11 protein-coding genes and 4 pseudogenes are annotated in these 14,081 nt (G+C 58.9%); 4 read left to right on the top strand and 11 right to left on the bottom strand.

All coding sequences use genetic code 11. The annotated features are described in order from the left end of the window. Nucleotides 1-67: 67 nt before the first annotated feature. Both ACIQU2_RS12895 and ACIQU2_RS12890 read left to right on the top strand, forming a co-directional pair. Complete coding sequence (locus tag ACIQU2_RS12895; RefSeq protein ID WP_074876733.1) at nt 68-1,195, top strand: acyl-CoA dehydrogenase; 1,128 nt, start codon at nt 68-70, stop codon at nt 1,193-1,195. A 140-nt stretch (nt 1,196-1,335) separates the two neighbouring features. Continuing rightward, nucleotides 1,336-2,109, top strand: coding sequence for an enoyl-CoA hydratase (locus ACIQU2_RS12890; protein WP_403141088.1), 774 nt, complete (start codon nt 1,336-1,338; stop codon nt 2,107-2,109). Nucleotides 2,110-2,206: 97 nt separating this feature from the next. Here ACIQU2_RS12890 and ACIQU2_RS12885 read toward each other — a convergent pair whose 3' ends face one another. The 4 genes from ACIQU2_RS12885 to ACIQU2_RS12870 all read right to left on the bottom strand — a co-directional run bounded on the left by ACIQU2_RS12885 (nt 2,207) and on the right by ACIQU2_RS12870 (nt 6,650). Beyond that, on the bottom strand, nt 2,207-3,358 hold the full coding sequence (locus tag ACIQU2_RS12885; protein WP_059402381.1) for an acyl-CoA dehydrogenase family protein: 1,152 nt from the start codon (nt 3,356-3,358) through the stop codon (nt 2,207-2,209). Between the two features lie 3 nt (nt 3,359-3,361). Next, nucleotides 3,362-4,468, bottom strand: coding sequence for an enoyl-CoA hydratase/isomerase family protein (locus ACIQU2_RS12880; RefSeq protein ID WP_403141084.1), 1,107 nt, complete (start codon nt 4,466-4,468; stop codon nt 3,362-3,364). Between the two features lie 134 nt (nt 4,469-4,602). After that, the gene (locus ACIQU2_RS12875) at nt 4,603-5,313 is read right to left on the bottom strand and encodes an HPP family protein (RefSeq protein ID WP_403141081.1); all 711 of its coding nucleotides are present in this window, start codon (nt 5,311-5,313) and stop codon (nt 4,603-4,605) included. A gap of 158 nt (nt 5,314-5,471) precedes the next feature. Further along, nucleotides 5,472-6,650 (bottom strand): MFS transporter, encoded by a 1,179-nt coding sequence (locus ACIQU2_RS12870; protein WP_403141078.1) that lies wholly within the window; start codon nt 6,648-6,650, stop codon nt 5,472-5,474. A gap of 196 nt (nt 6,651-6,846) precedes the next feature. On the opposite strand from ACIQU2_RS12870, the pseudogene ACIQU2_RS12865 reads away from it, so the two are divergent. Then, nucleotides 6,847-7,191 (top strand): annotated as a pseudogene (locus ACIQU2_RS12865) (LysR substrate-binding domain-containing protein); the annotation flags it as partial. A gap of 310 nt (nt 7,192-7,501) precedes the next feature. Here the strand turns inward: ACIQU2_RS12865 and ACIQU2_RS12860 are convergent. From ACIQU2_RS12860 to ACIQU2_RS12840, 5 genes and pseudogenes are all read right to left on the bottom strand, one after another. Beyond that, complete coding sequence (locus ACIQU2_RS12860) at nt 7,502-8,215, bottom strand: DUF4225 domain-containing protein (protein ID WP_403141075.1); 714 nt, start codon at nt 8,213-8,215, stop codon at nt 7,502-7,504. Then, nucleotides 8,203-8,449 (bottom strand): annotated as a pseudogene (locus tag ACIQU2_RS12855) (hypothetical protein). Before ACIQU2_RS12855 ends, ACIQU2_RS12860 begins: the two are co-directional and overlap by 13 nt. 112 nt (nt 8,450-8,561) lie before the next feature. After that, nucleotides 8,562-8,802: pseudogene (locus ACIQU2_RS12850) on the bottom strand (glycosyltransferase); the annotation flags it as partial. Nucleotides 8,803-8,805: 3 nt separating this feature from the next. Beyond that, nucleotides 8,806-10,185: a UDP-glucose/GDP-mannose dehydrogenase family protein gene (locus tag ACIQU2_RS12845; protein WP_347805286.1), complete on the bottom strand. Its 1,380-nt coding sequence runs from the start codon at nt 10,183-10,185 to the stop codon at nt 8,806-8,808. Nucleotides 10,186-10,201: 16 nt separating this feature from the next. Next, nucleotides 10,202-10,303: pseudogene (locus ACIQU2_RS12840) on the bottom strand (hypothetical protein); the annotation flags it as partial. A gap of 162 nt (nt 10,304-10,465) precedes the next feature. Here ACIQU2_RS12840 and xerC point away from each other — a divergent pair. Next, the gene (gene xerC, locus ACIQU2_RS12835; protein ID WP_403141071.1) at nt 10,466-11,404 is read left to right on the top strand and encodes a tyrosine recombinase XerC; all 939 of its coding nucleotides are present in this window, start codon (nt 10,466-10,468) and stop codon (nt 11,402-11,404) included. A gap of 10 nt (nt 11,405-11,414) precedes the next feature. On the opposite strand, the gene ACIQU2_RS12830 is transcribed toward xerC, so the two are convergent. Together ACIQU2_RS12830 and ACIQU2_RS12825 are read right to left on the bottom strand one after the other, a co-directional pair. Beyond that, nucleotides 11,415-12,485, bottom strand: coding sequence for an ABC transporter ATP-binding protein (locus tag ACIQU2_RS12830; protein ID WP_403141068.1), 1,071 nt, complete (start codon nt 12,483-12,485; stop codon nt 11,415-11,417). Beyond that, nucleotides 12,482-14,080, bottom strand: coding sequence for an ABC transporter permease (locus ACIQU2_RS12825; protein WP_403141065.1), 1,599 nt, complete (start codon nt 14,078-14,080; stop codon nt 12,482-12,484). The genes ACIQU2_RS12830 and ACIQU2_RS12825 overlap by 4 nt, the downstream gene beginning before the upstream one ends. Nucleotide 14,081: the final 1 nt, after the last annotated feature.

The following is a 14,081-nucleotide window of genomic DNA, read 5'->3' as shown; positions in this document are numbered from 1 at the left end:
AAGATCAAGATCAAAAGATCGCAGGCTGCGCCAGCTCCTACGGGGCATTTACATTTAAGGATTTGGCATGATTCCCAATGACGAACAACTTCAGATCAGCGACGCGGCCCGGCAGTTTGCCCAGGAACGGCTGAAACCGTTCGCCGCCGAGTGGGACCGCGAGCATCGCTTCCCCAAGGAAGCCATCGGCGAGATGGCGGAACTGGGCTTCTTCGGCATGTTGGTGCCGGAAGAGTGGGGCGGTTGCGACACCGGTTACCTGGCCTACGCCATGGCCCTGGAAGAAATCGCGGCCGGCGACGGCGCCTGCTCGACCATCATGAGCGTGCACAACTCGGTGGGTTGCGTGCCGATTCTCAAGTACGGCAACGACGACCAGAAAGAACGCTTCCTCAAACCGTTGGCCAGCGGCTCGATGCTCGGGGCTTTTGCCCTCACCGAACCGCAGGCCGGTTCCGACGCCAGTGGCCTGAAAACCCGTGCCCGTCTGGAAGGGGATCACTACGTGTTGAACGGCTGCAAACAGTTCATCACCTCCGGGCAGAACGCCGGGGTGGTGATTGTGTTCGCCGTGACTGATCCGAGTGCCGGCAAGCGTGGCATCACGGCGCTGATCGTGCCGACCGATTCGCCGGGTTACAAAGTTGCACGGGTCGAAGACAAGCTCGGCCAGCACGCGTCCGACACCTGCCAGATCCTGTTCGAAGACGTGAAGGTGCCGGTGGCCAACCGCTTGGGCGAGGAGGGCGAAGGTTATCGAATCGCCCTGGCCAACCTCGAAGGCGGTCGTGTCGGCATCGCTTCGCAATCGGTGGGCATGGCCCGCGCTGCGTTCGAAGCAGCCCGCGACTACGCCCGCGAGCGTGAAAGCTTCGGCAAACCGATCATCGAGCATCAAGCGGTCGCGTTCCGCCTGGCGGACATGGCAACCCAAATCGCCGTCGCCCGGCAAATGGTGCATTACGCGGCGGCGTTAAGAGACAGCGGCAAACCGGCCTTGGTCGAAGCCTCCATGGCCAAGCTGTTCGCCTCGGAAATGGCCGAGAAAGTCTGTTCCTCGGCGTTGCAAACCCTCGGCGGTTACGGTTACTTGAACGATTTCCCGCTGGAGCGGATCTACCGCGACGTGCGGGTCTGCCAGATCTACGAAGGCACCAGCGATATTCAGCGCATGGTCATTTCGCGCAATCTTTGAAAGAACCTGTAGCAGCTGTCGAGTGAAACGAGGCTGCGATCTTTTGATGTTGTTTTAACGAGCAAGATCAACAGATCGCAGCCTCGTTTCACTCGACAGCTGCTACAGAGATCGAGCTTTTTGCAAAACAGGAGTTAGTTATGAGTTACGAAACGATTTTGTTGGAAACCCACGGTCGCGTTGGCCTGATTACCCTGAACCGTCCGCAAGCGCTGAACGCGTTGAACGCGCAGATCGTCAGCGAGCTGAACCACGCCCTTGATGGCCTGGAAGCCGATTCGAACATTGGCTGCATCGTGCTGACCGGTTCGAAAAAAGCCTTCGCGGCCGGCGCCGACATCAAGGAAATGGCTGAGCTGACCTACCCGCAGATCTACCTCGACGACCTGTTCAGCGACAGCGATCGCGTGGCTAACCGCCGCAAGCCGATCATTGCCGCCGTCAACGGTTTCGCCTTGGGCGGTGGATGTGAACTGGCGCTGATGTGCGACTTCATCCTGGCCGGCGACAACGCCAAGTTCGGTCAACCGGAAATCAATCTCGGCGTACTGCCGGGCATGGGCGGCACCCAGCGCCTGACCCGCGCCGTGGGCAAGGCCAAGGCAATGGAAATGTGCCTCAGCGGTCGCTTGATCGATGCGGTGGAAGCGGAGCGTTGCGGGATTGTGGCGCGGATTGTTCCGGCTGATGAGTTGCTGGAAGAAGCGTTGAAAGTTGCGACGCTGATTGCCAAGAAGTCGTTGCCGATTGCGATGATGGTCAAGGAAAGCGTCAACCGCGCGTTTGAAGTGAGCCTGTCGGAAGGTGTGCGCTTTGAGCGTCGGGTGTTCCATGCGGCGTTTGCGACGCAGGATCAGAAGGAAGGGATGGCGGCGTTTATTGGTAAGCGTGAGGCCGAGTTCGTCGGAAAGTAATTCGGCGTATTCGATGACGCCATCGCGAGCAAGCTCGGCTCCCACAGGATTGCGCATAACCTGTAGGAGCCGAGCTTGCTCGCGATGCTTTTGGGCATCACACCAAATAGTGCTTCAGCTCCCGAGCAATCACCATCCGCTGTATCTCGCTCGACCCTTCATATATCTGCGTAATCCGCGCATCCCGGTAGTAACGCTCCACTGGGTAATCCTCCAGATACCCATACCCGCCATGAATCTGCATCGCCGACGAACACACCTTCTCGGCCATCTCGGATGCAAACAGCTTCGCCTGTGAAGCCTCCGACAGACACGGCTTACCGGCGCTGCGCAACCGCGCGGCATGCAGGATCAGCAGTCGTGCCGCGTTCAACCGGGTGTGCATGTCGGCCAGCATGTTGGCGATGCTCTGGTGTTCGATGATCGGCTTGTCAAACTGCACCCGATCCCGTGAGTAGGCCAGCGCCGCTTCAAATGCTGCGCGGGCAATGCCCAACGCCTGCGCCGCGATGCCGATGCGGCCGCCTTCAAGGTTCGACAGGGCGATTGCCAAACCTTTGCCGCGCTCACCCAACAGGTTGGCTTCGGGAATCGTGCAGTTGCTCAGGGTCACCGCGCAGGTATCGGACGCGCGAATACCCATTTTGTGTTCGGTGCGATCAACGATGAAACCCGCTGTATCGGTCGGCACCAGGAATGCGGAGATGCCGCGCTTGCCCAGGTCCGGATCGGTCACCGCGAACACGATGGCCAGTTTCGCCCGTTTGCCATTGCTGACGAATTGCTTGGCGCCGTTGATCACCCACTGGCCATCGCGCAGTTCGGCGCGTGTGCGCAGGTTGTGGGCTTCGGAGCCGGCCTGGGGTTCGGTCAGGCAGAAGCAGCCGATGGCCTGACCGCTGGCCAGATCCGGCAGCCAGGTCTGTTTTTGTTCTTCAGTGCCGTAGTTGAGGACCGGACCGCAGCCCACGGAGTTGTGAATGCTCATCAGTGCGCCAGTGGCGCCGTCACCGGCCGAAATCTCTTCCACGGCCAAGGCGTAGGCGACGTAGTCGACATAGGTGCCGCCCCATTCCTCGGGCACCACCATGCCCAGCAGACCCAGTTCGCCCATCTTCGCCACCAGGCCGTCATCGATCCAGCCGGCCTTTTCCCAGGCTTGTGCGTGGGGCGCGATTTCGCCGCGGGCAAAGTCCCGGGCCATGTCGCGGATCATGACTTGCTCTTCGCTCAATTCGATATCGTGCATGGCTCAGCTCCCGCTTTGGTCAAAACCCGTGAAGAAACTCGCGACGTGCTCGGCGTCCAGCGCCTGCAAGGTCGGCGGGTTCCAGCGCGGTTTCTTGTCTTTGTCGATCAGCAAGGCGCGCACGCCTTCGATCAGGTCGCCGCGCTCGAACCACTGACGGTCCAGGTGCAGCTCAAGGGCGAAGCAGTCTTCCAGACTCAAGTGCCGACCACGACGGAGCATTTCCAGGGTCACGCCCATGGCCAACGGTGAACGGCTTTCCAGCAGCTCGGCGGTGGTCGTGGCCCACTCGTGGCTGTCGGCGACCGTTACTTCACGCAGTTGCTCAACAATACTCGGCACATCGGGCAGGGCGAAGAAGTGATCGATGGCCGGGCGCAACGCCGCTAGTGGTGCAGCCGGCAGTTGCTGCACGGCGAGTTTCGCCAGCAGACCTTGAAGGTCCTTCAACGGCGTTTCGTGCCATTCGAGCTGATCGAGTTGCTCATCCAGAGTGCCCAGCTTGTCGCTTTCCAGGTACCAGTCGGCCAGGCCGCAATAGAGCGCATCGGCCGCGCGGATTTGCGCGCCACTGACGCCGAGGTAAATACCCAGTTCACCGGGAACGCGCGGCAGGAAATGGCTACCACCGACATCCGGGAAATAACCGATCGCCACTTCCGGCATCGCCAGACGGCTTTTCTCGGTGACCACCCGCAGGTCGGCGCCTTGCACCAGGCCCATGCCGCCGCCCAGGACAAAGCCGTCCATCAAGGCGAGCACCGGTTTGCGGTAATGGTGAATCGCGAGGTCGAGGGCGTATTCCTCGACGAAGAAATCTTCGTGCAGCGTGTCGCCGTTTTTGAAGCTGTCGTACAGCGAACGGATGTCACCGCCGGCACAGAAAGCCTTCTCGCCAGCGCCGCGCAAGACCACCGCGTGTACGTGCGGATCCAGCGCCCAGGCGTCGAGCTGACGCTGCAGGTTGCGCACCATGTCCAGGGTGATGGCGTTGAGGCCGGCGGGGCGATTGAGGGTCAGGTGACCGATGTGGTTGCGAACCTCGGCCAGCACTTCGTTTTGCGTGGCATCCATGGACGAAGTCCCCTTCGATGAAACCTGAGCAGTCATCACTAACTCCCTGCTTTTATTGTTCTTTATAGAGAAGCTCGCGCGCGAGCGATGCTGGATCGTAACAGTGCAAATTTGTGATGTACAACCGGGATCCATGCAGGTTTGGTCTGCATTTTTGCCTTAAGCAATGACTACTGAACGCTCCGGGACAGCACTTCACCAATGCTGCGGCGTCTGGCCTGCAATTCGGTGGCATGAATCAGCTGTTCGAGGTCTTCCGGGGTCACGTCAATGAACGCTTCCATGTCCGCCAGCGCTCGTTTCAGGTCCTGGGCGGTGATGGCCTGGCTGTCTATCGGTGGATGGCCCGCCGGCACCACGGCCACCGGTTCACTGGCGCGTCTTGGGTAACGTATACGCGTCAGGTTGTTGTAGGCCAGGGCGCTGAGCAGCATGGTCGATGCGCCAAGCATCACCGGGCCGAGAGCTTTCCAGTCCAGGGCAATCGTCGCCGGGTCTGCCAACACCAACAGCAGCGCCAAGGCCCCGGCCGGTGGGTGCAGGCAACGCAGCCAGCACATCAGAATCAGCGCCATGCCGGCCGCCAGGCACGCGCTGCCGAGGGTTCGTCCGAGCACGTGAGCGACCAGCAGCGCAACCACCCCGGCGCTGAGGTAGCCGCCAAGAATCGACCAAGGCTGGGCGAGGGCGCCGGAGGACACTGCGAACAGCAACACCGCCGATGCGCCCAGCGGACCGATCAGATGCTGCGCCACTTGCATGCCAAACACCTGGCTACAGAGCCAGACACTCAACATCGTGCCCAGGGACATGCCAATGGCAGCACGACTCCATTCAGAGGGCCGAGTATTGATGGCGGCGGGAAACCAGCGAGCAAACATGAGGCAGACGATCCGTTGAAAAAACCGAGACAAAAAAAAGGCTTAGCTGGGATACCCAGAAAGCCCTTGAAGTTGTTCCAACTATTGGGGGAGGAACGGGCACAGTGTGCCGTTCATTCCTGATGCTGACAAATTCATATTAATGCAGTTTTAGTGCATTAATTTTGCTGTAATGCCACCCGGCGACCGCTCATGAAACACAGGAAACCGCCCATGGCGGTCAGCGCGCTCAGGGCATAAAACATCGTTGGCGCGGGGGTGTGCATCAGCAGGTAACCGCAAATCACTGGGCTCAGGGCACCGCCGAGGGCCGCGAGGTTTTGCGCGCCGTAATAGCTGCCGCGCAGCGCTTCCGGCGCCAGGGTGTCGACGAAGAGGAATTCGGCGAGGTAAATGATCATTTCACCGAGGGTGAAGATGAACATTGCCACGCACCAACTCACAAGGCTGTCGGCCAGGCTGAAACCGATCAACCCGACGATGAACAGACTGGTACCGCCCGCGATCCAGTAACGCAATTGTTCGCGCTTGAGGAAACGGCCGATCTGGTATTGCAGCAGGATCACGCTGATCGCATTGCAGGCGAGCAGGGCAGCCATGGTTTCCAGCGCCCGTTTGGAGTCGTGGGTCACCAGTAGGTATTGCGACAGGTACAGGGTGAAACGGCCGTGGACCACGGTACTGAGCAGGCAGCCGCAGGTAAACATGATCAGCGTGTGGTCGTTTTTCAGGGTGACCAGCGTCTTGAGAAAACTCGCGGGCTGGCCAATTGCGGGTGTCTGGGCCGAGTCCTTCGGGATCCCGATCATCAGGAAAATACTGAAGAACGCGATACCACCGGCTATCAGGAACGGTGCAATCGGATACACGCCGGCAATCACCACGCCCAACATCGGGCCGGTGGCGTAGCCAATGTTGGTCAAGGTGTAGCGCAGGGAAAACGCCTTGGCGCGCTGGCCCATTGGCAGGTTTTCGCTGAGGATCGCCTTCGAGCCGATCAGGAACAGCGCCGAGGCGGTTTCGGTGATCACCAGGGTGGCGGTGGTCAGGTAAAGGTTTTCGGCGTAGGTCAGCAGCACGAAGCCGATGGCGCTGGAGAGCATCGCCAGGATTAGCAGCCGGCGCTTTTCCAGGCGGTCGATGATGTAACCGCCGTAGAGCGCGAGCAGGGTGGCGATGAACACCGCGATGCCCAGCAGCAAGCCGACATCCTGTTGGTTGAGGCCGAGTTTGTTGCTCAGGAACAACGTGAGCAGCGGGCTGGTGATGGCGCGGCTGACGACGATGGTCAGCGAAACGATCATCAACCGGCGGATAACGAGTGAGTAAGTGGCCACGCTGGTGCAAATGTCCTTATTTAATGATCTCTGACTGATCGTTCCCACGTTGATGACGGGCTCGCCATCCTCTGACAGTTGCCGATCCACTTCAAGACGGATGCGCGACATCCAGTGAGCAATCCGCGGATCACCCCGTTGTTCATCGCCATAAGCCTCCAACCGGCAATGACCCTGCACCGACCGGGCCGTGCCGGACGCAGAAATTGGCGGCGACGTGCTCAAGGATTACGAGTGCATCAACCACCGCTACGCGATACATCGCGACAAACTGAATTTTGCCCACTACGACGGCTTTTCCGCCTCGGCCACTCAGGTCGAAGCGGTGGCACTGTTGATCAAGACCGGGCGTTTCGTGGGCTTCCTGCCGCAACATTACGCCGCGTCGATGGTGGCTCAGGGACAATTTCGCGCGGTGCGTCCGGACTTGATCCACATCGTCACCCTGTTCAATCTGATCCTTCGCCGCAACACCGTGCGCAGCCCACTGGTGAAGGCGTTTGTCCAGGCGTTGAAGGTTGATTTGAGGGCATTGGGTTGAAAGGCCGTATGGAGAAAAATTTTTATTTTCCTTCAAGTTTTCGTAGCTCTTTTGGCATGACTTTCAAAGCATATCCAGACACAGTCACAAAGCAAATAACACCCACTGTTCTAGCCGCGAGGAAATCCAACTCAAAAAATTCAATAACCAAAAGAGATATCCAGATTGTATGAAAGCAGGAACAGGCAATGATAAAAATATACATCCTCGCAGCAGAAACTATTTTTTCGAGAGCAAACATATAACCGTCCAAATTTCTAGATAGTAGGCCATCCCAACAGCGCGGAGCGCTATCAAAAAATCCAAACGATCACTTTTCCATCTCCTCATGCACTTGCTTTCCTGTCTGGAGAATGGCTTGTCCTTCCAAGATCAGCGTTTGAGGAGTCATAGTCTTGTATGCGCGCACATAATCCGTCCTGACATATCTAAACAAGCGCCAAGCATCCGGCTTTAGAACGAGTCGGTTAAGACCATACGCAGACATCGCAAGATCTAATGAGCCATACGCAATGTTGCCCTCCCTCTCAGATTGGCCGAATCCCTTAGCTATAGCTTGATAAACCTTGCGGGTCGGCCCTTCCGTATCATTACGGCTTTCTAGTAAGTTGCGCCCGTTCTCATAAATATTATTCACACCATGGAGCATCATTGGCCCACCCGCAAAAATGCATAATGTCCCTGCCGAGCCATAGCAAATCCCCGCACCTGCCAACGTTTGCATCCCCCCAACGACCACTCCCGCGCCTTTTTTGACAACTTCCCACGACTGGCCCAGCAAACTACTCTGTTCGCTCTTTATCTCCTTCAAACCCTGATCAGCACTTTTTCGCCCCTGTGCTACATCATTAACAATACCTCTCGCGTAATAAGAAACTTCGCGATTGAACTGTAAGCGCAATGTGCCATCTTTTATGTGTCGAGAAGCCAGCGTACAGGCTTGATTGGTCAAATTGCCCGCCGCCTTACTGACTGCCCAATAATCAAAACTGCTTGACTCGCAGCGATCTTTTAATTGTCCCATTCGTTGTTCCCCCAGGATCCGTACCCGCTGGTTCCTGCGAGGTGGTGTCTCCACGTGATTTCTCGATAACGAATAGCAACGTGCTCTTGGGGTTCGGAGTCGTTCTGTAAAACCACATGGGGTCATCGGTATGCGCTGTTTGACATTTATTGCCGATTGAATCTTGAGTTGAACAACCGCCGATATCAGTCCTTGAGTCTTTCCTGTGATGGTCATATAGCCGTGATTAGCCATGTAGGTGCCGCTCCTTTTGTCGATGGGGCACCTTATTGAAAACGCCTTCGGGTATATGTAGGGCGTTTCCGGGTATCCAGTCGGACGAGAGCGAACCTGCGGGCGTAACGCGCTACAGAGTGGAATGCAGCAACACGTAATCGTTTTTGTCGAAGCGCCCGCTCAACAAACACGGGCGGCAACGCTCCCAAAAGCGTGCCCTGCAGGGTGCGGTAGTCACTTTTTCATGCCATGCAGCACCAGTGGCGTTGGCTCTTTCTGCACCCGTGCAACGCTGCGCGGCTGAAAGACTGAGTGTCGTAGTGCCGACGCTCAACCGGTTCGAACACCAGAATGTAAAACGACCAAAGCGCAAATCAAGCAACAACCGAAGCCACTGGCCATTGCTGATGCGGAATCGGCAAGTTGCGAGACTCACCACGGCCCATCGGGAAGTACATGAAACCGGCGCGGGCCAGGCGATCGGCGTCGTACAGGTTGCGTCCGTCGAAGATCAGCGGTGCATTGAGCCGCTGCTGGATCAGGCTGAAATCCGGGGCCTTGAACTGCTGCCATTCGGTGCAGATGATCAACGCGTCAGCGCCGGACAATACCGATTCCGGCGTGCCCATCAACATCAACCTCGATTCATCGGGATACAGCTGCTGGGTTTCCTGCATGGCTTCCGGGTCGAACGCGCGGACATTGGCCCCGGCGGCCCACAGCGACTCCAGCAGCACCCGGCTAGGTGCATCGCGCATGTCGTCGGTGTTCGGTTTGAACGCCAGCCCCCACACGGCAAAGGTCCTGCCGCGCAAATCGCCCTTGTAGAACGCGTTGATGCGCTCGAACAGCTTGTGCTTCTGACGCTGGTTGATCGCTTCCACCGCTTGCAGCAGATCGCTGGAACAATGAGCCTCTTCGGCGCTGTGGATCAGCGCGCGCATGTCTTTGGGAAAGCACGAACCGCCATAACCGCAACCGGGGTAGATGAAGTGGTAACCAATGCGCGAATCGGCGCCGATGCCCAGGCGCACCGATTCGATGTCGGCGCCCAGGTGTTCGGCCAGTTCGGCGATCTGATTAATGAAGCTGATCTTGGTCGCCAGCATGCAGTTGGCGGCGTACTTGGTCAGCTCGGCGCTGCGCAGGTCCATGAACATGATCCGTTCATGGTTGCGGTTGAATGGCGCGTAAAGGTCGCGCATCACGTCACGTACATCTTCGCGTTCGCAGCCGATGATGATCCGGTCCGGGCGCCGGCAATCGGCCACGGCCGAGCCTTCTTTCAAAAATTCCGGGTTGGAGACGATATCGAACTGCAGCAAGCGGCCGACCTTGATCAGGCACTTGTCGATGTGCGCGCGCAAGGTGTCACCCGTGCCCACCGGCACCGTGGATTTCTCCACCAGAATCACCGGTTGTTCACGATGACGCGCCACGGCTTCTCCCACCGACAGCACATAACGCAAGTCAGCCGAGCCATCGTCCCGGGACGGGGTTCCCACCGCGATGAACAGCACTTGCCCGTGCTGCACCGCGAGCTTCTCGTCCGTGGTGAATTGCAGCCGCTTGGCTTCCAGACTTTCGCGCACCAGGCTGGCCAGCCCCGGTTCGAAAATACTCACGTGGCCTTGTTGCAGCAGTTCGACTTTCTTCTCGTCAATGTCCATGCAGACCACGTCGTGGCCGACTTCAGCCAGGACAGCCGCTTGCACCAGGCCAACGTAACCGCTACCAAATACACTGATTTTCATGGGGCACTCCTGAGTGCGGATCGACTTGCTGCCGTGCGCCATCAGAATAGGCAAGGCCATATTTCAATTCGCCTATCGTGTTGTATAACGTCACGTCCGGGCGTTTCAGGCGCCAGGCCCAACACCTCTGTTTATTCTGAAAGTCATAGAGCCCCTGTTCAGACTTCTGCCGTTCATCGAGTTTTTTAGTAGAAAGTCCTACCGAAGTGTTCCGCTTTATAGGAAGGATGTTTCAATCCTTAGTTGTTTAATGAACTGTTTCCACTTAAGGCCGTTTCGTTTGATTGACTTACCCGCTACCGACTCAATTCCCTCAAAGACCAATCCGCTGACCCTGTACCTGGCACGTCTGGCGCCCTCCAGCCAACTGACCATGCGTTATGTGTTGCAGGACGCCGCTGACCGGTTGGGCTTTGAAGACATGAACGTCGAGGAGATTCCCTGGCACAACCTGCAACCGGAAGATGTCATCGCGCTGGTGGCCACCTTGCGCACGGACGGCTACGCGCCGAACACCTCTTCGCTGTACGTCAACGCGGTGCGCGGGGTGATGAACGAAGCGTGGCGCATGAGCCTGATCAGTCAGGAACACTTGCTGAAAATGCGCTCGGTCAAGGGGATTGCCGGCACGCGATTGTCCCAGGGGCGCAACCTCAGGCGTACGCTGATCCAGGAGTTGATGGCGGTCTGCGCTGCCGATCCACGGCCACAAGGGTTGAGGGATGCGGCGATCATCGGGATTTTGTATGGCTCGGGCATGCGCAAATCGGAATCGGTGAACCTGGACCTGAACCAGGTCGATTTCGCCGAGCGCAGCCTTCGTGTGACCGCCAAGGGCAACAAGCAATTGATCAAGTACGCACCGGCCTGGGCGTTCGCCAAACTCAATGACTGGCTGGAACTGCGGCGCTCGCTACTGAAGGAGGGCGAAACGGACGATCCGTTCCTGTTCAACCGCATTCGTCGCGGCAGCCACATCACCCGCGAGCGCATCACCAAACATGCGATCTATTACATCGCCCGACAGCGGGGTGCGCAGGTCGGGGTGAAAATCATGCCGCATGACTTTCGACGTTCGTTCATTACCCGAGTGATTGAGGAGTATGACTTGTCGATCGCCCAGAAACTCGCCCATCACAGCAACATCCAGACGACGGCCAACTACGATGTGCGCGATGACAACGAACGGCGTCGGGCCGTGGACCGGTTCGATCTTTGATGGGCGGGGTTCAAGATTCGCTCAGTACGTGGGCATGGCCGATCGTCGAGACGTGAACCGCACTGCCGGCGGGTGGCGCATACAGGCCCGAACTGCGCACCATTAATGATCGACCAGGCTGTTGCCCGGAAGCCAACGTTTCCAACTCCACCGTCAACGTGCAGGTATTGCCGCTGAAATCCCGCTCGGTCACGACGGCGCGGCACCCGGCAGCCTTGGTCGGGCTGGGCTGGATGCTGACGAGTTGCAGTTGCTCGGGACGCAGCATGATCTGCGCCGATTTGTTGTTCCGGTGATTGTTCACCGGTATCCGACCGAGATCGCAATGGGCCCAGCCGGCTTCGATTCTGGCGGGCAAGACCACGGCATCCCCCAGAAACAGTGCGGTTTGTTCATCCTCGGGGTAGCGGTAAAGGTCCAGCGGATGGCCTGACTGCACCAGCCGACCGTCGCGCATCACCGCGAGTTGATCGGCAAACGACAAGGCTTCACTCTGGTCATGGGTGACCAGAATGGTGGTCACGCCGGCGTCTGTCAGCAGCCGTGCGACCATTTTGCGCATGGCGCCTCGAAGTCCGGTGTCGAGGGCCGAAAACGGCTCGTCCAGCAACATCAAGCGCGGCTGTTGCGCCAACGCCCGTGCCAGTGCCACGCGCTGTTGCTGGCCGCCGGAGAGCTCATGGGGCCAACGGTTGGCCATGTTTGCATCCAGTGCCACGCTGTCCATCAACTCTGCGACGCGCTCCTGTTTTGCACCGCCCTTTATCGAAAGCCCGAAACCGATGTTCGCGGCCACGGTCATGTGCGGGAACAAGGCGCCGTCCTGGGGAACATAACCAATCAAACGCTGATGCGCCGGGACTTCGTGGGTGTTGTCGACGAGCGTTTGTCCATTGAGTGAAAGACGGCCCGTATCCGGGAATTCGAAGCCGGCGATCATCCGCAACAGCGTGGTTTTTCCTGAGCCGGACGGGCCGACGATGACCGTTCGGCTGCCCGTTGGCACCGACAGGTTGATGCTTTCCAGCGCTTGATGGGCGCCGTAGGACTTGGAAATGGAATGAAGTTCAAGAGCGTTCATCGGCCAGCCGTTCGTTTGGATTGGTGATAAAGAAGTCCGGTCAACGGAAGCGACAGCAAAATCATCAGCAAGGCATAGGGCGCAGCCGCGGCGTAATCGATTTCGCTGGTCATGGCCCAGAATCCGGTGGCCAGGGTGCGCGTGCCGTTGGGGGCGAGCAGCAGGGTGGCGGTCAACTCATTGGTGATCGCCAAAAATACCAGCGCGGCGCCAGCGGCAGCGCCGGGCGCGGCCAGGCGCAGGGTGATCAGCCACAATGCCCGGGCGGGCGAGCGGCCGAGGCTGCGGGCCATATGTTCCAGCTCTACCGGTGCCTGCGCGATACCGGCGCGCAAACTCACCAGGGCGCGGGGCAAAAACATCAGCAGATACGCCAGCAACACCGTGACAGTCGTCTGGTAAATCGGCCGGGCGAAATGGATGGTGACGGTCACCAATGCCAGGGCCACAACGATCCCGGGCAACGAACTGGTGATGTAGTTGCAGCTTTCCAGCACACGTTGCAACCGGCCCGGAGAGCGAATCGACAGCCAGGCAATCGGAATGGCGGCGCAGGTGGTGACGGCGGCACCCGCAACGCCGAACAGCAACGTCTGTTCCAGCGCCGGCAGAAGTTCGTCCATCTGCCAGACCTGCGTACCGCCGGCTATCAGCCAGTTACCCAAGGTCACCAGTGGCACGCCCAATGCCAGTGCACAGGTCACGATCTGTACGGTCAGCGCGAGGAGGGAGGTTGCGGGTTTCAGGCGCATCACCCGCTGTTCGCGAGCGCTTCCCGACCCGACGCGGGCGTAACGCGCCGTACCGCGAGCGGCCGATTCTGCGGTCAACATCACCAGGCAACACAGGGCGAGCACGCTGGCCAACATGTGGGCGGCGGGGCCGTTGAAGGTGGACTTGAACTGATCGAAGATCGCCGTGGTGAAGGTGTCGAAGCGGATCATCGCGTACAGGCCATATTCCGCCAGCAGGTGCAGGCCCACCAGCAATGCGCCGCCGCAGATGGCCAGGCGCAGTTGCGGCAGCACCACGCGGAAAAATATCGCCCAGGGCTTTAGCCCCAGCGATTCGGCAACGTCTTCGATGGCCGGATCGAGCCTGCGCAGGGTCGCAGCAATCGGCAGGTAGAGGAACGGGAAGTAGGCGATGACCGAGACCAGAACCCCGGCAAACAGCCCGTGAATCGGCGGGACCAGACTGACCCACGCATAGCTGTGAACGAAGGCCGGAACTGCCAGCGGCGCGGTCGCCAACAACGACCACCAACGCCGTCCCGGCAGGTCGGTGCGCTCTGTCAACCAGGCCAGAGACAGGCCCAACGTGACACACAACGGAATCGTGATCACCACCAGTAAAACGGTGTTGATCAACAATTCAGCGACCCGCGGCCGGAACACCAGCGGCACAAGGGTCGCCCAGCCTGTCTGAAACGATACGCCGATGACGAAGGCAATCGGCAGCAGCGACAGCAGCGACACCAGCATCGACAAACCGATCACCCACGCGCCACCACGCCCCGCGAAGAGGCCGCGGGATCGTCGTCGCAAATTCGCGGGTATCGCCTCAGCGATACCCGCTGGCAAAGTTTCAGGCATC

This window comes from Pseudomonas sp. NPDC098740 (assembly GCF_044760065.1).
In the GTDB taxonomy this organism is placed as follows: domain Bacteria; phylum Pseudomonadota; class Gammaproteobacteria; order Pseudomonadales; family Pseudomonadaceae; genus Aquipseudomonas; species Aquipseudomonas rossensis.
This window is presented reverse-complemented; position numbering and strand designations above follow the sequence as displayed.